The sequence below is a fragment of the Burkholderia sp. AU4i genome (genome assembly GCF_000466765.1).
GTDB lineage: Bacteria > Pseudomonadota > Gammaproteobacteria > Burkholderiales > Burkholderiaceae > Burkholderia > Burkholderia cepacia.
This window is the reverse complement of sequence record NZ_ASSI01000036.1, coordinates 26,353-51,025: the sequence shown is the minus strand read 5'-3', so window position 1 is coordinate 51,025 and position 24,673 is coordinate 26,353. Positions and strand designations below refer to the sequence as shown.

The window sequence follows — 24,673 nt, the reverse complement described above, 5'->3', positions numbered from 1 at the left end:
TCGCCGGGTTCGTGATCAGCTCATCGGCGATCTCCTTCGGGTCGCCGGTGAGCACCTGCAGCATCTGCGGCGGCAGGCCCGCTTCGTACAGGATGTCCGCGAACAGGTAGCACGACAGCGGCACCTTCTCGGACGGCTTCACGACGATCCGGTTGTTGGTCGCGATCGACGGCGCGATCTTGTGCGCGACCTGGTTCATCGGATGGTTGAACGGCGTGATCGCCGAAATCACGCCGAGCAGCGGATCGCGCTGCGTGTACACGCGGCGCTTCTTGCCGTGCGGGGTCAGGTCGCACGAGAAGATCTGCCCGTCGTCCTTCAGCACCTCACCGGCGCCGAACGTCAGCACGTCGGCCACGCGGCCCGCCTCGTAGGTCGAATCCTTGATGCACAACCCGGCCTCGGCCGTAATCAGCGCCGCGATCTCCGCCGTGCGCGCACGCACGATGTCGGCCGCGCGGCGCAGGATCGCCGCGCGATCGTGACGCGTGAGCGCCGGCCGGTATGCGCGCGCGACCGCGAACGCGCGCCGCACGTCGTCGAGTGTCGCCTTCGGCACGGTGCCGACCAGCGCGCCGTCGTAAGGGTTGCGCACTTCGATCACCGCGTCGCGCCACACGCGCTGCCCGTCGATGCGCAACGCTTCGTGCCGCACGTCGGATGCGGGAATCGGCTTCAGGACCGTGTTCATGTCGTCTCCGTTGTCGTGATGCGTGATCGTGGCCGCGCTACCGGGTGCCCGGCGCGCACTAGCGCACCACGACCAGCCCTTCGTATTCGAGGCAGCGGCACAACGTCGCCCATGCCGGCGAGTCGGGCCACTCACGCGCGCCGGTATCGATGCGGATCGGCCGTCCGAATTCGCGCGATGCACACGCCAGCAGCGTGTGCGCGATGCCGCTGCGTCGATACGCGGGTTCCACGTACAGACGCGCAAGCGATGGCGATCGCGCGGCACCGCCGCCGTCGTCGTCGATGCCGAGCTCGCCGATTGCCTCGTCGTCGCGATACGCGACCGCCGTCGCGCGCGTGTCGTCGAACACGATGCGGATCACGCGCTCGCAGCGATCCCTGAACACGACGACGTGCATGGCCTCCTCCCTTCGCATCACGATGCGGGCGAACGCGATGCGCGCACGCCCTCCCGCGCCCGCGTACCGGGGAGTTATCCGGATCGTCCAGGGGCGACGACTTGAGTATCGTCTTGCCACGTCGCCGCGCAGTAGTGCCAGACGACACCTTTCATTGAGTCCACATCCGCGGCGCGACGCGCGTATTCTCGCGAAACCGCGCCTCTCGCGGGCCGCGCGCACCCCGACGCGCACCGCCTCGCGTTTCCCGTACCGATCACAGGAGGAAGCATGCCGAGTCGTACCCCGACCGCCCTATGGGCCCAGCAGTTCCGGCGGTCGTCGGCGTCGAGCCTGCAGGACCAGATCCGGCGGATGCTCGTGGCCGCGATCCTCGACGGCCAGCTCGCCCCCGATGCCGCGCTGCCGTCGAGCCGCGAGCTCGCCGACCAGCTCGGCGTCGCGCGCAACACCGTCGTGCTCGCGTACCAGATGCTCGTCGAGGAGGGCTACCTGATCTCGCGCGAACGCAGCGGGCACTTCGTGAACCCGAAGATGCTCGAGGGCGTGCCCGGCTTCGCGGCGGCCAAAACCGGCGAGAAACCGGACGGCAACGACGACACGCCGGGCCGCCCCGCATGGGAGAAGCGCATCGCGCATCCGCCGTCGAGGCAGCGCAACATCGTGAAGCCCGCGAACTGGCAGCACTACGAATTCCCGTTCATCTACGGACAATTCGACCAGTCGCTGTTTCCGACCAACGACTGGCGCGAATGCTGCCTGAAGGCGCTGTCGGTGATGGAGATCCGCAACTGGGCGCCCGACCTGATCGAGCGCGACGACGAATCGCTGATCCAGCAGATCCGCACGCGCGTGCTGCCGCGGCGCGGCGTGTTCGCGATGCCCGACGAGATCGTCGTCACGAACGGCTGCCAGCAGGCGCTGTACCTGATCGCGGACCTGCTGTGCGGCAAGCACACGACGGTCGGCTTCGAGAATCCCGGTTATCCCGACGCGCGCAACATCTTCGAGAACCGCAACGCGCGGCTGCTGCCGCTGCCCGTCGACGGCCACGGGATCGCGCCCGATGCGCTCGCCGATACGCTGGCGCGCTGCGACTACGTGTACGTGACGCCGAGCCACCAGTGCCCGACCACCGCGACGATGCCGGTCGAACGCCGCCGCGCGCTGCTCGACTGCGCGCGGCAGCACGATTTCGTGATCATCGAGGACGACTACGAGAGCGAGAACACGTTCTCCGGCACGCCGCATCCGGCATTGAAGAGCCTCGACACGGCCGACCGCGTGATCTACGTCGGCAGCCTGTCGAAGACGTTCGCGCCGGGGCTGCGGCTCGGCTACGTGGTCGGGCCGCGCGAGCTGATCCGCGAGTTGCGCGCGCTGCGGCGGCTGATGGTGCGCCATCCGGTCGCGTATATCCAGCGTGCGTTCGCAACCTTTCTCGCGCTCGGTCATCACGACGCGCTGCTGCGCCGGCTCGCGCATGCGTACAGCGAGCGCTCGCAGGCGCTGATGGCCGCGCTCGATGCGCATCTGCCGGAAGCGCGTCATGTGCGTGTGACGGGCGGTGCGTCGTGCTGGGTCGAGGGGCCGCCGTGGCTCGATGCCACGCGCCTCGCGATCGACGCGCAGGCGGCCGGCATCCTCATCGAGCCGGGGAACGTGTTCTTCATGGACGATACGGGCGACGCGCGACGCTGCTTCCGGATGGGGTTCTCCGCGATTCCGCTCGAACGGATCGAGCCGGGCGTGCGGGCGCTGGCGCAGTGCGTGCGGGCGCAGAAGCCGGGCGCCTGACCGGATGCGGAGAGGCGTCGTGCCACCGATGCATGACCGCCCTCGCTCGTCGTCCACAATCACGCATCCGGAAACGATCGCGACTTTCGTTGCGCGGCAAGCATGTCGCCGGTGTCGCGCGCGTCGCTCCCGTGCGACGCGCGCAGGTGCCGATCGTAACGATCGATCGGGTTGCTCTTCCGGGCAGCAAGCTGCCTTTCGGGTAGAGGTCGCGTTCACGTGCGCACGCAACGTGCGCCGCCCCCGATCGGCACGTTGTTTCTCGCCTTGCCGTAGAACCCTGCATTCGCCACGTGCTCGCTGCATCCGCTGCACCTTCCGATACCGCGCCACCGCCTGCGCATCGTTTCCACTCGTTTAGTAAATCTAATAAAAACATTACAAATCCGTTATTCGGATTGACAGCGAATTCATGCGAATCCTAGTGTTACGACGCAACACGACAGCAACAACCCACTGCGATCCCGGGATTCGATCGTCGGGATCGTCAAGGCAAAAAGGCATCTCCGACTGGAGGGGACGATCATGAGTCGATTCACGACGCTCGCGGCGTTGCTGGCCGCGGCGTGCGCATTGAGCGGGTGCGGAGGCGGTGACGGCAGCGACGGAACGGCGGCGTCGATACTGGCCGCCCATCCGGCGGAATCGTCGGCCGGTGCGGCCGACACGACCAACCTCGACGACAACCGCAGCCTGTCGTTGACGCAGTATGTCGACCCGCTGATCGGCACGCTCGCGAGCAATTCGCCGAACCCGGTGCCGGCGGGACAGGCCGGCAGCGTCGTGCCGGCCGCCGGGCTGCCGTCGGGCATGGTGCAATGGGCGCCCGACACCAACACCACGCCGGCGCCGAACGACAGCAAGGAACCGAATTCGCCGGCCGGTTATTACTACGACCTCCATTCGATCCAGGGTTTCAGCGTCACGCACATGCCGGGTGCCGGCTGCAGCGGCAACAACGGCGAATTCCCGGTCATGCCGACCACCGACGCGACGCAGCTCGTTCCGACCTTCAGTCATGCGAATGAAACGGCCCGGCCCGGCTACTACTCGGTCGTGCTCGATTCGCAGATCAAGGTGGAACTGACCGCCACCCTGCGCACAGGCTTCGGCAGGTTCACCTACCCGGCCGGCAAACCCGCGCTGCTGGTACTCGACGCGACACGCACCAATACGAAGACCTCGACCACCGGCGCGATTACGCAAGTTTCCGGCAGCGCCCTCTCGGGCAGCACGATCGGCGGCGGCTTCTGCGGCAACTCGGTGCCGGTGCCCGTCTACTTCTATGCCGCGTTCGACCAGGCGTTCACGTCGGCGTCGATCTCGCACGGCGTGGCGCAGCTCGGCTTCCGTCCCGGCCAGGCGGTCAGGATGAAGATCGGCATTTCGTACGTCAGCGCCGCCAATGCAAAGGCCAACCTCGATGCGGAAAATCGCGGCTGGGATTTCGAAGGCGTGCGCACGCAGGCGGACCGAATCTGGAACGACCGCCTCAACGCGATCCGCGTGGCAGGCGGGACGCTCGACGCGAAGAAGAAGTTCTACACGGCGCTCTATCACGCGCTGTGGGCGCCCAGCATCTTCAGCGACGCGAACGGCCAGTACATCGGCTTCGACAATACCGTGCACCAGCTCGGCAAAGGCCAGAACGCGCAGTATTCGTCGTTCTCGGGCTGGGACATCTACCGTTCGCTGATCCAGCTCAAGTCGATCCTCAACCCGTCCGAGACCAGCGACATGATCCAGTCGCTGGTCAACGACGCCGATCAGTGCGGCGCGATTCCGCACTGGGTCAACGACAACGTCGAGGACGGCGTGATGCCGGGCGATGCCGGTTCGCTGATCGTGTCGAGCGCCTACGCATTCGGCGCGCGGCGCTTCGATACGCGCGCCGCGCTGCAGCATATGGTGAAGATGGCGAACATCCCCGGCACCGCCTGCAACAACGTGACCACCAACGGCGGCCGCGCGAGCTACCTGCAGGGCGGCTACATCACCGGCGGCGAGTGGGGGCAGGCTTCGTCGACGCTCGAATACACGAGCAGCGACTTCGCGATCTCGCGCTTCGCCGGCGCACTCGGCGATACCGCCACGCAGCGCATGCTGCTGAGCCGCTCGGCCTACTGGCAGAACCTGCTCAACACCGCGCTGACGCCGCCGCTGATCGCGGCGCGGCAATCGAACGGCGCGTGGATACCCGAAACGCCGGGCAGCGGCGACAACTACGTGGAGGGCAATGCCGAACAGTACACGTGGATGGTGCCGTACAACGCGGCGGGCCTGTTCGCGCAGCTCGGCGGCAATACGGCCGTGACGTCGCGGCTCGACCAGTTCTTCACGGTGCTCAATGCCGGCCTGAGCCTGCCGAATTTCTACATGGGCAACGAGCCGACCTTCGAGGTGCCGTGGCTTTACAACTGGGCCGCGCAACCGTCGGGCACGCAGCGCGTGGTGCAGCAGATCATGGTCAGCGCGTTCGGCACCGGCCCCGACGGCTTGCCGGGCAACGACGACCTCGGCGCCGTGTCGGGCTGGTACGTGTGGGGCGCGCTGGGCCTGTACCCGCAGATCCCCGGCGTCGCGGGCCTGGCGATCGGCAGCCCGCAGTTCCCGCAGATCGACGTGCGGCTCGGCAACGGCCACACCTGGCGGATCCGTGCCGCAGGCGCGCCGGCCTCGAGCTACGTGCAGTCGCTGTCGATCGACGGTCGTGCCCACCCTGCCGCATGGGTCGCCTATGACGACATCGCCAACGGTGCGACGCTGCACTTCGCGATGGGCAGCGCACCGTCTCGATGGGGTGCCCAGGCGCAGCCGCCGTCGTTCGGCGTACCGGTGGCGCTCAACGCGGCCGACAGCTACAACAACCGCGGCTTCAGCATGGACGGTGCGACCAATACCGACGGCCAGGGCGCGGACTTCGACGGCAGCCTGTTCAGTTACTCGGTCAATGCGCTCGGCGCGGCGGGCGTGCAGCCCGGCAAGCCGTTCGCGGTGGCCGGCGCCACCGTGACCGTGGCGGGCGGGCCGCTCTCGCTCGACAACACCGTGACCGTCGGACAGACGGTGATGCTGCCGCCGGGATCGGCCGGCACCGGCGTCGTGGTGCTCGGTTCGTCCAACAACGGCCCGAGCAGCGGGATCGCGCAGCTGAACTTCGCGGACGGGTCGAGCCAGGCCGTCACCTTGGCCTTCGACGACTGGACCCTGAACGGCGGCAGCGCGAGCCCACGCTCGACGGTGGCCGTCACGATGGCCTATCGCAATGCCGGCAACGGCCAGCAGGACAACGTCAAGACCTACATCTTCGCGCAGAAGATTCCGGTGCCGCCCGGCAAGGTGGTGACGAGCATCGTGCTGCCGCGGCAGGTCAGCGCCGGCAAGATGCACGTGTTCGGTATCGGCATGACGGCGTCGTGATGCCTGCATGACCTCGGGGGTACGTCGCACGCAGCGATGTACCCCCGGCTCCTTCTGCCTGCCCGCGACGCGGTTTGAAAACCGCCGGAGCGACGCGGGGCCGGCCCCGATGCCGGTCGAATCCTTCTTCCGTCATTTCCCGGCACGCGCCGTCACCGACCTGATTCGCGACAACGTCATTCGCGCCATGCGACACGGCACGAAACCGGATCAAGCCACACAATCCGCCGGGTCGGACACCCCGTGAACGGGCGAACCTTCCCTGCATCCGCCGCTGGCCCAACCGAATCCCCCGAACTGGCGCTACCGCCAAAAACGAGCGCTCACTAACGTGTCGATACCGCGTGCCGCATGCGCGCCAGCGCCTTGCGCACCGCCCACCATTCGACAGGAGACACGTTATGTCCGATACGCTCACCGCCCCCGCCACGGCCGCCACGCTCGCGGCGTTTTCCGACGCATTCAACCGGCATGACGCGAATGCGTTGATGGGCTTCATGACCGAGGACTGCGTATTCGACGCGGCCGGCGGCCCCGACATCCACGGCACGCGCTTCGTCGGCCGCGACGCCGTGCGCGCCGCGTTCGAAGCCGTGTTCAAGACCTTCCCCGACGCGCACTGGGGCCACGGCCGCCACTACGTGACCGGCGAGCGCGGCGTGTCCGAGTGGGTGTTCACCGGCACGCACGCCGAAGGCTGGCGCATCGAGGCCGAAGGCTGCGACCTGTTCGAATTCCGCGACGGGCTGATCGCCGTCAAGCGTGCGTTCCGCAAGGAACGGCCGAAGCAGCCGGCCTGAGCGCACCACTCGGGGCCACCGTACCCGCGCGCATTTTGAAACGAATCATTTCATTTCATTCCACATTTCCCCGCAGCAGGTGGAATGACTTGACCGGCTTTTCCCGGCAAATAGCATCTGGAACAAGACGTTCCGTTAATTGAACAATCGGAGACAACCCATGAGCGAACAATCCACTTCCCTGCGTGCATCGGCCAGCGGTCCGCAGGACATGACGCCGTCCGAAGCCTTCGTCGAGACCCTCGCGGCCAACGGCGTGACCGACATGTTCGGCATCATGGGCTCCGCGTTCATGGACGCGATGGACATCTTCGCGCCCGCCGGCATCCGCCTGATCCCGGTCGTGCACGAACAGGGCGCGGGCCACATGGCCGACGGTTATGCGCGCGTGTCGGGCCGCCACGGCGTCGTGATCGGCCAGAACGGCCCCGGCATCAGCAATTGCGTGACGGCGATCGCCGCCGCGTACTGGGCACACAGCCCGGTCGTGATCGTCACGCCGGAAGCCGGCACGATGGGCATCGGCCTCGGCGGTTTCCAGGAAGCGAACCAGCTGCCGATGTTCCAGGAATTCACGAAGTACCAGGGCCACGTCACGCACCCGGCGCGGATGGCCGAATTCACCGCGCGCTGCTTCGACCGCGCGCAGGCCGAGATGGGCCCGACGCAACTGAACATCCCGCGCGACTACTTCTACGGCAAGGTCAAGGTCGAGATTCCGCAACCGCGCCGACTCGATCGCGGCGCCGGCGGCGAACAGAGCCTCGACGATGCGGCCGCGCTGATCGCGCAGGCGAAGTTCCCGGTGATCATCTCCGGCGGCGGCGTCGTGATGGCCGATGCGATCGAGGAATGCAAGGCGCTCGCCGAACGGCTCGGCGCACCGGTCGTCAACAGCTACCTGCACAACGACTCGTTCCCGGCGAACCATCCGCTGTGGTGCGGCCCGCTCGGTTACCAGGGCTCGAAGGCCGCGATGAAACTGCTGTCGCGCGCGGACGTCGTGATCGCGCTGGGCTCGCGCCTCGGGCCGTTCGGCACGCTGCCGCAGCACGGGATGGACTACTGGCCGAAGGACGCGAAGATCATCCAGATCGACGCGGACCACAAGATGCTCGGCCTCGTGAAGAAGATCTCGGTCGGCATCTGCGGCGATGCGAAGGCGGCGGCCATCGCGCTCACGCAACGCCTCGAAGGCCGCACGCTCGCGTGCGACGGCTCGCGCGGCGATCGCGCCGACCAGATCGCGACCGAAAAGGCCGCGTGGGAAAAGGAACTCGACGACTGGACGCACGAGCGCGACGCATACAGCCTCGACATGATCGAGGAGCAGAAGCACGAGAAGCCGTTCAGCGGCGGCCAGTACCTGCATCCGCGCCAGGTGCTGCGCGAGCTCGAGAAGGCGATGCCCGAGGACGTGATGGTGTCGACCGACATCGGCAACATCAACTCGGTCGCGAACAGCTACCTGCGCTTCAACAAGCCGCGCAGCTTCTTCGCGGCGATGAGCTGGGGCAACTGCGGTTATGCGTTCCCGACGATCATCGGCGCGAAGGTCGCCGCACCGCATCGTCCGGCCGTGTCGTATGCGGGCGACGGCGCGTGGGGCATGAGCCTGATGGAAACGATGACCTGCGTGCGCCACAACATCCCGGTCACGGCCGTCGTGTTCCACAACCGCCAGTGGGGCGCGGAGAAGAAGAACCAGGTCGACTTCTACAACCGCCGCTTCGTCGCGGGCGAACTCGACAACCAGAGCTTCGCGGCGATCGCGCGCGCGATGGGCGCCGAAGGGATCACGGTCGACCGCCTCGAGGACGTCGGCCCCGCGCTCAAGCGCGCGATCGACATGCAGATGAACGAAGGCAAGACCACGATCATCGAGATCATGTGCACGCGTGAACTCGGCGATCCGTTCCGCCGCGATGCGCTGTCGAAGCCGGTTCGCATGCTCGACAAGTACAAGGACTACGTGTGAGCCCGCGTCGCTGACGCAACCGCTTCAGGCCGCGCGCATCGCCGCGCGGCCTGAAGCCGGCCGGACGCCGTGCCCCGTGCGGGCCGCCGCATCCGGCCGTTTTTCCTTCCCGTTTTCCATTCCTCAGCGAGCGAACGATGAAAGCCCTCGACCGCATCCTCGAATCCGCGCGCCGCGCGCCGATGCGCATCGCGCTGTGCGAAGCGGACGATCCGCGTGTGCTGCACGCCGCCGCGCGCGCGACGCGCGACGGCATCGCGCGCATCGTGCTCGTCGGCAACCGTACGGCCATCCACGCGGCGGCCGCGCGCGACGCGATCGATCTCGACGGCATGACGCTCGTCGATCCGGCCGACGCCCCGCAACGCGATGCGTATGCCGACGCGCTGCATGCGCTGCGCGCCAACAAAGGCATGACCGCCGACGCAGCGCGCGACGCGGTGCGCGATCCGTTGACGTACGCCAACCTGATGGTGCGGCTCGGCGAGGCGGACGGCTCGGTCGCGGGCGCCGTGCATGCGACGGCCGACGTCGTGCGCGCGGCGATCCAGCTGATCGGCGTGGACCCGACGTTCCGGATCGTGTCGAGCTTCTTCCTGATGATGCTGTGCGAGCCGTTCCACACGATCAAGGGCGGGCTGATCTTCTCCGACTGCGCGCTCGTCGTCGATCCGGATGCCGGCCAGCTCGCCGAAATCGCGATGGCCGCCGCCGACAGCGCACAAGCGCTGCTCGGCGAGGAACCGCGCGTCGCGATGCTGTCGTTCTCGACGAGCGGCAGCGCGCATCACGCGGCCGTCGACAAGGTGACGGCCGCGACCGCGCAGGTGCGCGAACGGCGCCCCACCCTCGCGATCGACGGCGACGTTCAGCTCGACGCCGCGATCGTCGCGGAGATCGCCGAGCGCAAGATCGCGCATTCGCAGGTGGGCGGCCATGCGAACGTGCTCGTGTTCCCGAGCCTCGAGGCCGGCAACATCGGCTACAAGCTCGCCGAGCGGATCGGCCGCGCGAAGGCCGTCGGGCCGCTGCTGCAGGGGCTGCGCCGGCCCGCGAACGACCTGTCGCGCGGCTGCGGCGCCGACGACGTGTATCACGTGATCGCGGCAACCACCGTGCAGGCGCAGGCGGCCGCGCAACGCGCCGCGACCGGCGAGGCCGCGCACGCATGACGGCCGACAAACTGGCGATCCTGATCGCGGTGATCGGCGCCGGCAGCTATTTCCAGACCGTCACCGGCTTCGGGCTCGGGATGATCGTGATGGGCGCGACGAGCGGCTTCGGGCTGGCGCCGCTCGCCACCGTCGCCACGCTGATGAGCGTCGTGTCGCTCGCGAACGGCGCGGCCGCGCTTCCCGGCCGGCTGCATCACATCGACTGGCACGCGGTCGGCGCGGCGACGCTCGGCATCCTGCCGTCGGTGGTCGCGGGCGTGCTGCTGCTCGAATGCCTGAGCCGCTCGGCGGCCGACCTGCTGCAACTGATCCTCGGCGCGGTCGTGCTGTACGGCGGCCTGAGCGCGGCGCTGCGCCCGACGCTGCTCACGGCGCGCTCGGACAACCGCAGCTTCTTCGTCAGCGGCCTGTTCGGCGGGCTGCTGAGCGGCATGTTCGGCGTGTCGGGGCCGCCGCTGATCTTCCAGTTCTACCGGCAGCCGTTGACGCTCGTGCAGATCCGCTGCGCGCTGATCGTGCTGTTCACGACGACCTCGGCCACGCGGGTGCTGTACAGCGCTTGCGAAGGCCAGATCGATCGCGACATCTGGCTGCTGGCCGCGATCGCGACGCCGGTCGTGATGCTGACGACGGTCGCCGCGCGACACTACCCGCCGCCGCTGTCGCCGGTCGCGCTGCGCCGGCTCGCGTTCGGCGTGCTGATGGCGATCGGCATCGGGCTGATCGCGACGTCGCTGCCGCCGCTGCTGCGCGGCGTGTAGCACCGCGCGGCGCATGCCGCATCGAACCCTCCGATGCGCGGCATTCGCGCCGCGATGCGCACGCACAGTGCCCGCTTCACCGCCGCGCGCCGATCCAGCGCGCGATCTCGACGAGCCGCTTCATGTCCGGCGCCGACGCAAGATCGATCGCGAGCCGGTGCCGGTAGTACGGGCCGAGATCGAGCCCGACGCCGAGCCCGAGGACGTCGACGCGGCCGGCCGCCTCCTGGCGCGCGACCACCTGCTTCAGGTGATTGTCGAGGTAGAACGGATCGTTCGCGAGCGCCGTCGCGCCGTCCATCGGGCTGCCATCCGAGATCACGACGAGGATCTTGCGCGCCTCCGGCCGCGCCGCGAGCCGCGCACATGCCCATTCGACCGCTTCGCCGTCGACGCCCTCGCGGAACTGGTCGGCCTTGAACAGCGCGGCGATGCCCGTGCGCGCATGCCGCCAGCGCGTGTCCGCGTCCTTGAACACCAGGTGGCCGGTTTCGTTGAGCCGGCCCGGATGGCGCGGCTTGCCGCGCGCAAGCCACTCCTGCCGCGCGCGGCCGCCGTTCCAGGCGAGCGTCGTGAAGCCGAGCACTTCGGTGGCGAGCCCGGCGGCATCGCCGGCGCGGGCCAACGTGTCGACCATCAGCGCGACGCCGTCGATCCACGTCTTCATCGATCCCGAGCAGTCGATCAGGAACGCGAGCGCGCAGTCCGCGTGCGGCCGCACGCGTTCGAGCCGGAACAACCGCCGTTCGGCCGGCGAGCTGACGAGCTGCGCGAGCCGGCGGCCGTCGAGGCGGCCGTGCTCCTCGCCGAACGACCAGCCGTCGGCCCGCGGCACGACAAGCGCCGCGCGCAGCACCTTTGCGAGCCGCGTGACGTTGATCCGTTGCGCGGCGACCTGGCCGTCGAGCCGGTCGCGATACTCGCGCAGCAGTGCCGCGCGGATCTGTGCGGCCGGCCGGAGTTCGCGGTCGTAACGCGTCGTGTACGCGCGATAGACCGCATCGCCGCCATGCAGCACGACGCTGTCGCCCGTTTCGACGAGTGCCGGCAGGTCAATGCCTGTATCGTCGAAATCGACCCATAGCGAAAAATTCGTCAGCGCATCGTCCTGCTCGCGTGCGTCTTCCGATGCCGTTTCGACGACGGCCGCGCGCGCGTCGCGGATCATCGCCGCAATGCGGCGCGCGAGCGTCAGCGCATGTTCCGCGAATGCGCGCTGATCGTGCCGGCAGCGCTTCAGCCCCGCGAGCGGCACGCCGATTTCCGGCACGATCGCCGCGCGCGACGCTTCGATCAGGTCTTCCGTTTCTTCGAGCACCGGCCAGCCGGTCAGCCGCGACCATGCGATCTGCGCGACCGTGTATACGAGGATCCCGACATGCGTATCGGCCTGCCCCGACCGGTGAAACGCGCGCGACCAGGTTTCGAAACGATGGCGCAGGTTCTGCACGACGCCGCGCATCGCGGGTGCCGCGAGCGACTCGCAGCGCAGTTGCTCGAGCATTTCGAACAGCACGCGTTCGACCGGATCGTCGCCGGACAACGCGCGATGCAGGCCGGCATCCGAATGCAGGATGCGCAACGCGGCGCCGTCGGCCGCGCCGCGCCACGACGCGAGATCGTCGTCGGCGGCCTGCGCGCGCAGGTGCGGCGCGTGGATCGGCAGCGGCCGCAGGTCGCGGCACACGCGGCCCGCGCGGTAATGCAGTGCCGCATCGCGTGTCAGCGCACGCACGGTCGACGCGCCCAGCGCTTCGCGTGCCGACGCACGGCGCGCGACGTCGCGATCGGCGCTCACCGCCCTGCTCCCGGCTCGCCACCGCCGCCGGCCCGTGACACAACCGCAAGCTCCTCGCCGAAACAGCGCTGGTAATACTCGGCAACGACGGGCCGCTCGGCGTCGTCGCATTTGTTCAGGAACGTGAGCCGGAACGCGAGCGCCGGATCGCGGAAAATCTGGCAGTTCTCGGCCCAGTTGATCACCGTGCGCGGCGACATCAGCGTCGACAGATCGCCGGTCGCGAAGCCGTTGCGCGTCAGCTCCGCGAGGCTGACCATCGATTCGAGCAGCGGGCGGCCGGCTTCGTCGGCGAGTTCGGGCACGCGCGCACGCACGATGCCGATCTCCTCATCGCGCGGCAGATAGTCGAGCGTGGCGACCACGTTCCAGCGATCCATCTGCGCATGGTTGAGCATCTGCGTGCCGTGATACAGCCCGTTCAGGTTGCCGAGCCCGACCGTGTTGGCGGTGGCGAACAGCCGGAACGACGGATGAGGATGGATCACGCGGTTCTGGTCGAGCAGCGTGAACTTGCCGTCGCGTTCGAGAATCCGCTGGATCACGAACATCACGTCGGGCCGCCCCGCATCGTATTCGTCGAAGATCAGCGCGACGGGCCGCTGCAGCGCCCACGGCACGATGCCTTCCTGGAACTCGGTCACCTGCACGTCGTCGCGCACGACGATCGCATCCTTGCCAACGAGGTCGAGCCGGCTGATGTGGCCGTCGAGGTTCACGCGCACGCACGGCCAGTTCAGCCGCGCCGCGACCTGTTCGATATGCGTCGACTTGCCGGTGCCGTGCATCCCCTGCACGAGCACGCGGCGGTTGCGCGCGAAGCCGGCGAGGATCGCGAGCGTGACGTCCGGGTTGAAACGGTATGCGTCGTCGATATCGGGCACGTGGTCGTCGCGCGCGCTGAACGCGGGCACCATCAGGTCCGAATCGAACCCGAACCGTTCGCGGACCGACACCATGCAGTCCGGCTTGTTCGTCACCCCTTCCATTGCGTTGCGCTCCTGTCGTTGCCTGTCGTTGTCGGTGTTTGTCGGTGTTGGCGTGTCGTTCCCTGATGCGCGGGCGTCGATCCGTGTTTACGGAACGATTCGTTCCATCGCCGGTTATCCGTGCCGGCTTGCCGCACCCGCCGCCCCGCGCGGCCGGCCTGTCGGGCCGTTCGGTACAATGGCCGCAGTCCAGTTTCCGGAACGCCTGCCATGCTGCCCGCGGATACGCCCACGCTGCGCGCCTTCGCGCTGCTCGAACATCTCGTCCAGGCCGGCGATGCCGTGTCGCTCGCCGATCTCGTGCGCGAGGTCGATATCCCAAAGGCGTCGCTGCACCGGATGCTCGCGTCCCTCGAAGCCGGCGGCCTCGTGATCCGCGAGCCGGGCCGCAAGAACGCGTATGCGATCGGCCCGCGCCTCGCCCGGCTCGGCACCGGCGTGATGCTGCATGCGGGCGCGCGCCGGCTGCGCCATGCGATCCTCGAACGGCTCGTCGCCGATCTCGGCGAAACCTGCAATCTCACCGCGCTGCACGACACGGAAGTCGTCTATCTCGACCGCGTCGAAGCCGACTGGCCGCTGCGGCTCGACCTGAAGCCCGGCTCGCGCGTGCCCGCGCATTGCAGCGCCAGCGGCAAGCTGCTGCTCGCGCTGCTGCCGCGCGACGAGCGCGCCGCACTGGTGCGCGCGCTGGCGCTGCCGCGCTACACGCCGAATACGATCTCCGATCCCGAACTGCTCGAAGCCGAACTCGACCGCACCGCGCACAAGGGCGTCGCGATCGACAACGAGGAATTCGTCGCGGGCATCGCGTGCATCGCGGCACCGGTCGTCGGCGACGACGGCGCGTGCATCGCCGCGGTCGCCGTGCATGCACCCGTGTCGCGCGCACCGCTGTCGCGGCTGCTCGACTGCGTGCCGCGCCTGCAGGAAGCGGCCGGCGCGCTTGCGGCGACCTTCTAGCGCCGCGCGGCGGCACGCGCGCAACGTCATGACGCGCGCTGGTAGTAGATGTTCTGCGGATGCCGTGCATCCGCGAAGAAGAACCAGCGTTCCGCGACCAGCCCCGCATACTGGATCACGAATGCCGCGCCGAGCACGACGGCCGCCGCGACCGACGTCGGCGCGAGCGCACCCGCGCCGGTCAGCACGAACGGCACCGCGAATGCGCCGATCAGGAAGCCGGCCTTCACCGCACGCAGCGTGCCGTTGCCCTGCCCGTGAAAGAACTCCCGCGTATTGAACGCGCTGGCCGTGAAACCGCGCGACTTCTGTTCGACCTTCTCGTGGCGAATGCCGGTCGCGCTCTGCACGGTCGACTTCGGCCGCAGCCGCGCATTGCGCGCGAGCGACGCGAGCCGTGCCATGCAGCCCGCGAGCGTCAGCACGCATGCGGCCACAGCGAGCCGGCCGACCAGCGCCGGCGCGAGCCACGCGGCGCAAGCCGTCGCCAGCGTGCAGCCCGACGCGCAGCCGAGCAGCACGAAGTTCACGAGCGTCAACGGGCTCGCCCATTCCTGCAGGAAACGCAGACACGCGTAGATCATCGCGGTACACACGAACAGCGCGACGCTCGCGAGCGCGCCGGCCGCGCCGATCAGCAACGTGCCGGGCCAGCCGAACAGGTGGGCCGCGCCATACGCGAACGCGCACGCGAGAAACACCGGCAGCGCGATGCATTCGCGCGACAGCCACGACGTGCGCCACATCGCGATCGCGCGCCACGCGCGTTCGGGGTGGCCGAGATGGAAGAACGACGCGAACAGGCCGAGCACGCCGAGCGCGACCGACAGCGCGGCGCCCGTCACGTAGAACGCGGCGGCCACGTCGACGCCGGCCAGGCGCGCGAGCGCCTCGACGCTCACGAGCGTCAACAGCAAACCCTGTGCGGCGCCGCACAGCGTGGTGAGGAAAACGACCGAAAAGGCTGGGCGCATGGCAACTCCGTCTGGTTCTGAATGAAATGCGCGGGGCTCAGCGCTGCGTCGCGAGCGACACGAGATCGACGTCGCCACGCGCCGCGCGGGCTTCGAACGAGTCGCTCTCGTCGCGGCCGGTCGACCCGCTGCCGCATCCGCCGCCGCTGCCGCACGCGCACGACGCTTCGGTCTTCACGCGCGGCAGGTAATGGTTCGACGGCCGCGTGTCCCATTCGGGCATCAACGCATAACCGCCGCGTTCGCGGATCGCGCGCGACACGTCCGACTCCGGATCGTGCACGTCGCCGAACAGCCGCGCCGACGTCGGGCAGGCGAGCACGCACGCGGGTTTCCGGTCGCGTTCGGGCAATGCGTCGTTGTCGATGCGGTCCGCGCACAGCGTGCACTTCGTCATCTCCTTGCGGCCTTCGTCGAGTTCGCGCGCGCCGTACGGGCACGCCCACGCGCAGTACTTGCAGCCGATGCACTTGTCGTAGTCGACCAGCACGATCCCGTCCGACTTGCGCTTGTAGCTCGCGCCGGTCGGACAGACGGGCACGCACGGCGGATCCTCGCAATGCAGGCACGACTTCGGGAAATGGATCGTGTCGGTCATCGGGAACACGCCCGCTTCGTACGTCTGCACGCGGTTGAAGAACGTGCCGGACGGATCGTCGTCGTACGGGCGCAGATCCGCGAGACTGCCGGCTTCGCCCGACGTGTTCCATTCCTTGCAGCTCGTCACGCAGGCATGGCAGCCGACGCACACGTTCAGGTCGATGACGAGGGCCATCTGGGTCATGGTCGTGCTCCTTCGATCAACGGTCGTCAGGTTTCGGGCCGGTGGAAGCCGCGCGCCGCAGCCGCGCGGCGAATGCGCCGGTGCCCGCGAAATACGCCTGCACGCGCTGCAGCACGCGCGGCGTGCCGGGCAGCGCCGGCATCGGCGCGAACTGCGGCAGCGTGGTCGCGGCATCCGCTTCGGCCGGATAGATCCGCACCTGCACGTCGTACCAGCCGGCCTGCCCGGTAATCGGATCGGAATTCGACATCCGCGCGCCGTCACGCGCCGCATCCGGCAGCTCGTCGGTAATCACGTGGTTCAGCAGGAAACCGCGCTGCGACTCCCCCGCCTGCGGCCCGAGGTTCCACGCGCCGGCCGCCTTGCCGATCGCGTTCCACGTCCACACGGTGCCAGGCTCCACGGCCTCGCTGTAGCGTGCGCGGCAACGCACCTTGCCCCACGGCGATTCGACGTAGATCCACGCGCCGTCGTCGATCTGCTGCGCGGCGGCCGTCACGGGGTTCACGAACAGATGGTTCTCGCCGTGGATCTGCCTCAGCCACGCGTTCTGCGAATCCCACGAGTGATACATCGCCATCGGCCGCTGCGTGATCGCCGCGAGCGGATAGCGGCCCGCGTCGGTCAACCCGCTTTCGAGCGACCGGTGCCAGAACGGCAGCGGATCGAAATAACGCGCGATGCGTTCGCGCAGATGGTCGGGCGGCTGGCGGCCCGACGTGCGCCCCTGCGCGGCGAGCCGGAATTTCTGCATCACGTCCGAGTAGAGCTGGATCACGATCGGCACGCCGAACTTGCGCATCCCGTTGTCGACCGCCCACTGCATGTAAGGCCCGTTGCAGTTGCGCATGTACTGCAGCGGCTCCGGCAACCGGTGGTGGTACACGCAGTTGTTCTCCGCGTAACGCTTCCACTGGTCGGGGTTCGGCTCGCCGACGACGGCCTTGTCGCCGTCCTTGCCGCGCCAGCCGATCAGGAAGCCGGTGCCCGAATCCGGCGCGGTCTGGAAGTTGATGACGAAATCCGGATAGTCGCGGTACTTGCGCTGCCCGTCCGCCGTCGTGAAGGCCGGAAACTTCAGCCGGCTCGCGAGCTCGATCAGCACTTCCTGGAACGGCTTGCATTCGCCGGTCGGCGGCACGACGGGCACACGCACCGAGTCGACCGGGCCGTCGAATTCGGAGATCGGCCGGTCGAGCACCGACATCACGTCATGCCGTTCGAGGTAGGTGGTGTCGGGCAGGATCAGGTCGGCGAACGCCGTCATCTCCGACGCGAACGCATCGCACACGACGAGGAACGGGATCCGGTATTCGCCGTCGTCGCGCTTGTCGACCAGCATCTTGCGCACTTCCGTCGTGTTCATCGACGAATTCCACGCCATGTTTGCCATGAAGATCAGCAGCGTATCGATCGGATAGGGATCGCCGCGCCACGCATTGGTGATCACCGAGTGCATGAGCCCGTGCACCGCGAGCGGGTATTCCCAGGAGAACGCCTTGTCCAGCCGTGCGGGCGTGCCGTCCGGATGCACGAACAGGTCTTCGGGGCCGGCCGGCCAGCCGAGCGGGCCGGTCGCAAGCGGCGTGTTCGGCCTGATCTGCGCCGGGTCGTTCGGCGGTTTCGCCGACGGCGGTACCGCGCGCGGATACGGCGCCTTGTGCCGGAAGCCGCCCGGCCGGTCGATCGTGCCGAGCAGCGACATCAGCACCGCGAGCGCGCGGATCGTCTGGAAGCCGTTCGAATGGGCGGCGAGCCCGCGCATCGCATGGAACGCGATCGGCACGCCTTTCACCGTCGCGTGTTCCTTGCCCCACGAGTCGGTCCAGCGCACCGGCAGCTCGATCGCGTGCTCGCGCGCGACCGTCTCCATCTCGCGGGCGAGGCGGCGGATCGTGTCGGCCGCGATGCCGGTGATGTCGGCCGCCCACTCGGGCGTGCAACCGGCCACCTGTTCGCGCAGCAGCGTGAACGACGGCGCGACGGGCGTGCCGTCGTCGAGCGTGTAGCGGCCGTCGAGCGCCGGTTCGGCGCCTTGCGTGTGATGCAGCACCGCGCGGTTCGTCTTCGTGTCCCACCACATCCGGTTCTGCGGATACAGCGCGTTGACTTCCGGCGCACCGGCGTCACGCACGAACAGGCCGAACGTGTCGGCGCCGTCGCGCTGGTCGACCAGCTCGGCCGCGTTCGTGAAGCGCGACACGAATTCGAGGTCGAACGCGTCGCGTGCGATCAGCTCGTGCATCAGCGCCATGAACAGCGCGCCGTCGGTGCCGGGGCGGATCGGAATCCATTCGTCGGCGATCGCCGCGTAGCCGGTGCGCACCGGATTGATCGCGATGAAGCGGCCGCCCGCGCGCTTGAACTTGCCGAGCGCGATCTTCAGCGGATTCGAATGGTGGTCTTCCGCGGTGCCGATCATGAAGAACAGCTTCGCGTGGTCGAGATCGGGCCCGCCGAATTCCCAGAACGAGCCGCCGATCGTGTAGATCATCCCGGCCGCCATGTTCGCCGAACAGAAGCCGCCATGCGCTGCATAGTTCGGCGTACCGAACTGTTTCGCGAACAGGCCGGTCAGCGCCTGCATCTGGTCGCGGCCGGTGAACAGCGCGAACCGCTTCGGGTCGGTCGCACGCAGGTGCGCGAGGCGCTTTTCGAGCACGTCGAACGCGACGTCCCACGACACCGGCTCGAACTGCGCGTCGCCGCGCTCGGCGCCCGGCTTGCGCATCAGCGGCTGCGTGAGCCGCGCGGGCGAATACTGCTTCATGATCCCCGACGAACCTTTCGCGCAGATAACACCCTGGTTCAGCGGATGCTCCGGATTGCCGTCGATGTAACGCACCTCGCCGTCGCGCAGATGCACGCGGATGCCGCAGCGGCACGCGCACATGTAGCACGTCGTCGTCTTGATATCGGCCTGTTCGTCGCGCTCGCGTGCCCGATGTTCCATCGTCTGTCCTCGTTCGCGGATGAGGGCGCCCCCCGCAGGGCACGCCCGTGAATCGATTCGTCCATGCTAGTCGCGCCGGCCGCCGACATAAAGTCGCATCCGCCGATCGGTTCTATCACGTGGCCCGATAGTTGGCCGCAAGAGCCATCGGGCCGCCGCCGGCGCCGCATGCGCAAAGACCCGGCTTGCGTGCCGGGCCTTCAGCGTCATGCGTTACCGGGCATTAGCGCGGCGGATACGCGAGCAGTTCGCTGTCGTCGAGATGCTCACGGCGGCCGCGGCGCGTGAGCCCGTAAGCGACGACCAGCACGGCGAGGCTTGCGACGCCGAGCCACAGCGGCTTGCGCTGGTCCGGGATGAACGCCATCGCGACGAGGATGCCGACCATGCCGACGATCGCGACCCAGGTCAGGTACGGATACGCCCACATCTTGACGCGCAGCTTGCTCGCGGCCACCGGGTCGAGACGCTTGCGCAGGCGCAGTTGCGAGAACGCGATCAGCACGTACACGAACAGCGCGACGGTGCCGTACGAGTTGACGAGGAACGCGAACACGGTATCGGGCGACACATACGACATCACGACCGACACGTAGCCGAACACCGTGCCGAGCAGGATCGCGCGCACCGGCACGCCGCGCTTGTTGACCTTCGCGAGTGCGGCCGGCGCGTCGCCGTGGCGGGTCAGTGCAAACAGCATCCGCGACGCCGCATAGAGGCCCGAGTTGAGCGCGGACAGCACGGCCGTCAGCACGATCGCGTTCATCACGTTGGCGGCGGCCGGCAGGCCCATCACTTCGAGCGCGCTGACGTACGGCGTGGCCATCTGATGCGAATTCCACGGCACCAGCGCGACGACGAGCGCGACCGAGCCGACGTAGAACACCAGCACGCGGGTGATCACCGAATTGGTGGCCTTCGCAACCGCCTTGGCCGGCTCCTTCGCCTCGGCCGCCGCGATCGTGACGATCTCGGCGCCGAAGTAGAAGCCGGTCGCCGCGACCGCCCCGCTCATCACCGGCCCGATGCCGAGCGGCATGAAACCGCCGTGGCCGAGCAGCGTCGGCAGCACGGAAGTCGTGTGCATCGACGCGGGCCACAGGCCGAGCACGTAGAGGCCGCCGAGGAACAGGAACACGATGATCGCGCCGACCTTGATCGACGAGAACCAGAATTCGAACTCGCCGTAGCTGCCGACCGAGATCAGGTTCGTGAGCGTCAGCACGACCAGCAGCGCGAGGCTGATGATCCACGCCGGTGTGTCGGGCAGCCAGAACTGGATCAGCTTGGCGCCGGCGACCGCTTCGAGCGCGACGACGATCACCCAGAAATACCAGTACATCCAGCCGGTGAGGAAACCCGCCATCTTGCCGGGCCCGCGCCAGTTGCCGAACGCGAGGCGCGCGTATTCGTAGAACGAGCCGACGGCCGGCATCGCGCAGGCCATCTCGCCGAGCATCCGCATCACGAGCACGACCAGCCCGCCCGTGATCAGGAACGACAGGATCGCCGCCGGCCCGGTCTGCTGAATCACCACGCCGCTGCCGACGAACAGCCCGGCACCGATCACGCCGCCAAGCGCGATCATCGTCATGTGGCGCTGCTTGAGCCCACACTTCAGGTCACTCTGGTTCATCGAGGGTTGCATGTCTTCTCCATATCCAGTTGTCCGGACGCCGCCCGCGCCACCGTCGGGTGAACACGGGCGCCGCCGGCGACGGCGCGTGCAGGGGCGCCTGCAGCCCCGGCCGCACGGATTTCCGTTGCTTTTCTTGTGTTGGACGGCCCGGCGCGCGTTGCGTCACACCGGGCGATGCGCACTGCATTCAGAGCTTCTTCAGGGCATTTTCAGGGCTTTTCGTCGTTCCTGAAGTACGACAGGTAGAGCATCCGCTGCCCGATGCGCCGGAACGGCGCGAACGGGTGGCCGGGCAGCGGCGACGTGAAGATCGGCAGCGTCTGGCGTGCGCCCTTCCCCGCGATCTGTTCGGCGAGCCGGCGGCCGGCCTGCTGCGAATACGACACGCCGTTGCCGCCGTAGCCGAGCGCGTAGTACACCGACTGGCGCGGATCGGGCTGGCACACGCGCGGCATCATGTCGTGGCTCACGTCGACCCAGCCCCACCACGAATAATCGATCTGCACGCCGCGCAGCGCGGGAAACTTGCGCGCCATCCCTTCCTTCAGCAATTCGACATGGCGCGGGTTCGGTGCATCGTCGCCGGTGATCGCGCTGCGGCTGCCGATCTGCAGACGGCGATCGGGCAGGAAACGGTAGTAGAAGCGTAGCGTACGCGTATCGGTCAGCACCTGCGTCGTGCGGAAATTGCACGCGTCGATTTCCGCGTCGGTGAGCGGGCGCGTGACCATCGAATTCGACAGGATCGGCATCACCTTGCTGCGCAGCGACGGATGCAGCGTCTGCGCCGTGTACGCACCGGTCGCGATGCCGACCGCGCGGGCCCGCACGACGCCGCCGGGCGTGCGCAGGTGGTGCACGCCGTCGATCGTCTCGAAGCCGAGCACCGGGCTGCTCGTATGCACCTTCGCGCCGGCTGCGCGCGCGAGGCGCAGGTAGCCGAACGCGAGCTTCAGCGCATGGATGCCGATGCCTTCCGGCTCGTGCAGCGCGCCGGCCGCCTCGTGGTCGTTGATGAATTCACGGCGGAAGGTTTCCGCGCTCAGCAGTTCGGACGGGTAGCCGAACACGTCCTTCCACACCTTCGCCTCGGCCGCGAGCTTCGCCATGATGCGCGGACGGTGCGCGATCAGGAAATGGCCGCCCGGCTGCGGATCGCAGTCGATTTCCGACACGAGCGACTTGAAGTGTTCGAAGCCTTCGAGGATCTCGTCGTGCATCTTCAGCGCGACGTCCTTGCCCCAGCGCTCGATCCACTGCGAGCGCGACAGCCGGCCCGACGCGTTCTGCCCCTGCCCGCCGTTGCGGCTGCTGCAGCCCCAGCTGGTGCGGTTGGCTTCGAGCACGACGGCCTTGATGCCATGGTCCCGCGCGAGGCACAGCGCGGTCGCGAGGCCCGTGTAGCCGGCGCCGATGATCGCGACGTCGACGTCGAGGTCGCGCGTGACGGGACCGTCGTCGGGCGGCGGGTTGCCGGCCGTCGCGACCCAGTAGGTCGGCGCGTACTGCTTGCCGCAACCTGGCCCCGGCGACACGAGCGGATCGTAGGTCGGGTCGTAACGCGTATCGTTCGACCGGCCGCCGGCAAAACCGCTCGCGGTGCGTTCGATGGAAGGGGTCGACATGGTCAGACCTCCGATGCGGGCTTGCCTGCCGCGCCGCAACGGGCGCGCGAGGCGATTCGACTGACTGATGCGGGGCGTACGCTCGCCGGGCGGGCGAATGCTGCCGACTGCCTGTTGGTCATGCCTGTCTCCTGATCGTTCTCTTCGGGTCGATCGTGTGCAGATGCTTCAATGCGGCGATCTGTCGAGGAAAGTGTAGGCAGGCCGTTTTTTGGCAGGTAGGGCCAGTGGGCCGGATTCGCTTGGACCAGCGTGTGAGGGTGCCGGACGGCGGGGAATGGCGGGGAATGGCGGCGATCGCCGGCGGGCGGCAGCAGTCGCGGCGCGGGCTCTCCCCGGGACAATCTGGAGCCCGAACGGCACGCAGCATCAGACGAGCGGCTGGCGGCAACGACAAGCGGCGCGGGTACGGGCGCGGACACCGGCGCGCGCACGACGCCGACCGATGATCGACGACCGACGACCGCCCCGTCGAAACGGCCCCGCGCCCCGCCCGCACCGCCTGCCCGCCCCGCCCGCCGTCACATCGCGCGCACCGCGACCTCGGCCACGCTTCCGCGCTTCTCGATCGCCCGCGCGGACACGATCGACAGGAGTGCAGACAACATCACGTACACCCCGACGAGCCACGGCGCACCGCCGTTCACGCGCAGCAACGCGGTCGCGACGATCGGGGTCAGGCCGCTCGCGAAGATGCCCGACACCTGGTAGACGAACGAAATGCCCGTGTACCGCACGTTCGCGTCGAACAGCTCCGCGAACAGCGCGGCCTCCGGCCCGTATGCCATCGCGTAGAAGATCCCGAACGGGATCACCAGCGCGAGCCATACGGCGAGCAGGTTCGACGATTGCGTCTGCAGCAGCCAGAACGCGGGCAGCACCGACAGCCCGCACAGCGTCGCGCCCCACCGGTACACGCGTGCGCGGCCGAGCCGGTCGGACAGGCTGCCGAACACGGGGATGAACCCGCACATCACGACCGCCGCGCTCATCACGCCGAGCAGCGCATCGCCGCGCGAGATCGACAGGTTACGCGTCATGTAGCCGATCGAGAACACCGCGAACACGTTGAAGAACACGCCGTCGATATAGCGCGCGCCCATCCCGAGCAGGATCGCCTGCCGGTAGTTGCCGAGCAGTTCGACCACCGGCAGCTTCGTGTCGCGCCGCTGGCGCTTGAGCGCGACGAATTCGGGCGTATCGGCCACCCGCGTGCGGATGTAGAAGCCGACCGCGACGAGCAGCAGCGACGCCGCGAACGCCACGCGCCAGCCCCACGCGAGGAACGCGGCGTCCGGCAACACGCGCGACAGCGCCGCGACCACGCCGGCCGCGAGGCACAGCCCGATCGCGAGCCCGATCTGCGGCAGGCTCGCGTACAGCCCGCGCCGGTGCGGCGGCGCATATTCGTACGCCATCAGCACCGCGCCGCCCCACTCGCCGCCGAGGCCGATGCCCTGCAGCACGCGCAGCGTCAGCAGCAGCACCGGCGCCCACATGCCGATCTGCGCGTAGGTCGGCAGGAACGCGACGCCCGCCGTCGACACGCCCATGATCAGCATCGTCAGGATCAGCGCGGACTTGCGCCCGACGCGGTCGCCGAGATGGCCGAACAGCAAGCCGCCGAGCGGCCGCGTGACGAAGCCGACCGCGAACGTCGCATACGCGAGCATTGTCGACACGAACGCGTCGCCCGCCGGAAAGTACTGCTTGTCGAACACGATGCCGGCGACGACGCCGTACAGGAAAAAGTCGTACCACTCGACGGTCGCGCCGATCACGCTGGCCGCGGCCACGCGTCGGACGACCCGGGAATCGATTGCCATGCGAGCTTCTCCAGGTAAGGATGCGCCGCAACCTGCCCCGGCGCCGTACTGGCGGGGGCATCGATGAACGCGCGGCGGCCGTCCGGGCGCAGGCACACGG

Annotated in this window: 18 protein-coding genes; 8 read left to right on the top strand and 10 right to left on the bottom strand. The window is 68.3% G+C overall.

The window, feature by feature from the left end; genetic code table 11:
* Together L810_RS06950 and L810_RS06945 are read right to left on the bottom strand one after the other, a co-directional pair.
* Positions 1-691 (bottom strand): aldehyde dehydrogenase family protein (locus tag L810_RS06950; protein ID WP_042973623.1); only part of this gene is annotated, 691 nt, incomplete at its 3' end.
* A 58-nt stretch (positions 692-749) separates the two neighbouring features.
* Complete coding sequence (locus tag L810_RS06945; protein WP_021157646.1) at positions 750-1,091, bottom strand: GNAT family N-acetyltransferase; 342 nt, start codon at positions 1,089-1,091, stop codon at positions 750-752.
* A gap of 270 nt (positions 1,092-1,361) precedes the next feature.
* Between L810_RS06945 and pdxR the strand changes: the two genes are divergently transcribed.
* From pdxR to L810_RS06915, 7 genes are all read left to right on the top strand, one after another.
* Positions 1,362-2,888 (top strand): MocR-like pyridoxine biosynthesis transcription factor PdxR, encoded by a 1,527-nt coding sequence (gene pdxR / locus L810_RS06940; RefSeq protein ID WP_021157645.1) that lies wholly within the window; start codon positions 1,362-1,364, stop codon positions 2,886-2,888.
* 525 nt (positions 2,889-3,413) lie between these two features.
* On the top strand, positions 3,414-6,308 hold the full coding sequence (locus L810_RS06935) for a GH92 family glycosyl hydrolase (RefSeq protein ID WP_021157642.1): 2,895 nt from the start codon (positions 3,414-3,416) through the stop codon (positions 6,306-6,308).
* Between the two features lie 109 nt (positions 6,309-6,417).
* A complete protein-coding gene (locus tag L810_RS46925; RefSeq protein ID WP_021157641.1) occupies positions 6,418-6,555 on the top strand; it encodes a hypothetical protein in 138 nt (45 codons plus the stop codon).
* A 154-nt stretch (positions 6,556-6,709) separates the two neighbouring features.
* The gene (locus L810_RS06930; protein ID WP_021157640.1) at positions 6,710-7,108 is read left to right on the top strand and encodes a nuclear transport factor 2 family protein; all 399 of its coding nucleotides are present in this window, start codon (positions 6,710-6,712) and stop codon (positions 7,106-7,108) included.
* 160 nt (positions 7,109-7,268) lie between these two features.
* Positions 7,269-9,086 carry a sulfoacetaldehyde acetyltransferase gene (gene xsc / locus L810_RS06925; protein WP_021157638.1) on the top strand — a complete coding sequence of 606 codons (1,818 nt, stop codon included), beginning with the start codon at positions 7,269-7,271 and terminating at the stop codon, positions 9,084-9,086.
* Positions 9,087-9,223: 137 nt separating this feature from the next.
* On the top strand, positions 9,224-10,258 hold the full coding sequence (gene pta / locus L810_RS06920) for a phosphate acetyltransferase (RefSeq protein ID WP_021157637.1): 1,035 nt from the start codon (positions 9,224-9,226) through the stop codon (positions 10,256-10,258).
* Positions 10,255-11,022, top strand: coding sequence for a sulfite exporter TauE/SafE family protein (locus L810_RS06915; protein WP_021157636.1), 768 nt, complete (start codon positions 10,255-10,257; stop codon positions 11,020-11,022). The genes pta and L810_RS06915 overlap by 4 nt, the downstream gene beginning before the upstream one ends.
* Before the next feature lie 76 nt (positions 11,023-11,098).
* On the opposite strand, the gene L810_RS06910 is transcribed toward L810_RS06915, so the two are convergent.
* Both L810_RS06910 and L810_RS06905 read right to left on the bottom strand, forming a co-directional pair.
* Positions 11,099-12,820, bottom strand: coding sequence for a cobaltochelatase CobT-related protein (locus L810_RS06910; protein WP_021157635.1), 1,722 nt, complete (start codon positions 12,818-12,820; stop codon positions 11,099-11,101).
* On the bottom strand, positions 12,817-13,809 hold the full coding sequence (locus tag L810_RS06905) for an AAA family ATPase (RefSeq protein WP_021157634.1): 993 nt from the start codon (positions 13,807-13,809) through the stop codon (positions 12,817-12,819). The genes L810_RS06910 and L810_RS06905 overlap by 4 nt, the downstream gene beginning before the upstream one ends.
* 210 nt (positions 13,810-14,019) lie before the next feature.
* Here L810_RS06905 and L810_RS06900 point away from each other — a divergent pair, with 210 nt between their 5' ends.
* Entirely contained in the window at positions 14,020-14,772 is a 753-nt protein-coding gene (locus tag L810_RS06900; protein WP_021157633.1) for an IclR family transcriptional regulator, read from the top strand.
* A 26-nt stretch (positions 14,773-14,798) separates the two neighbouring features.
* On the opposite strand, the gene L810_RS06895 is transcribed toward L810_RS06900, so the two are convergent.
* The 6 genes from L810_RS06895 to L810_RS06870 all read right to left on the bottom strand — a co-directional run bounded on the left by L810_RS06895 (position 14,799) and on the right by L810_RS06870 (position 24,573).
* Positions 14,799-15,746, bottom strand: coding sequence for a dimethyl sulfoxide reductase anchor subunit family protein (locus L810_RS06895; RefSeq protein ID WP_021157632.1), 948 nt, complete (start codon positions 15,744-15,746; stop codon positions 14,799-14,801).
* 37 nt (positions 15,747-15,783) lie between these two features.
* Positions 15,784-16,530, bottom strand: coding sequence for a 4Fe-4S dicluster domain-containing protein (locus L810_RS06890; RefSeq protein WP_021157631.1), 747 nt, complete (start codon positions 16,528-16,530; stop codon positions 15,784-15,786).
* Positions 16,531-16,546: 16 nt separating this feature from the next.
* Entirely contained in the window at positions 16,547-19,483 is a 2,937-nt protein-coding gene (locus L810_RS06885; protein ID WP_021157630.1) for a molybdopterin oxidoreductase family protein, read from the bottom strand.
* A gap of 223 nt (positions 19,484-19,706) precedes the next feature.
* Complete coding sequence (locus L810_RS06880; protein WP_021157629.1) at positions 19,707-21,131, bottom strand: amino acid permease; 1,425 nt, start codon at positions 21,129-21,131, stop codon at positions 19,707-19,709.
* Between the two features lie 200 nt (positions 21,132-21,331).
* Entirely contained in the window at positions 21,332-22,747 is a 1,416-nt protein-coding gene (locus L810_RS06875) for an NAD(P)/FAD-dependent oxidoreductase (RefSeq protein WP_021157628.1), read from the bottom strand.
* Between the two features lie 521 nt (positions 22,748-23,268).
* Positions 23,269-24,573, bottom strand: coding sequence for an MFS transporter (locus tag L810_RS06870; RefSeq protein ID WP_021157627.1), 1,305 nt, complete (start codon positions 24,571-24,573; stop codon positions 23,269-23,271).
* Positions 24,574-24,673 lie beyond the last annotated feature (100 nt).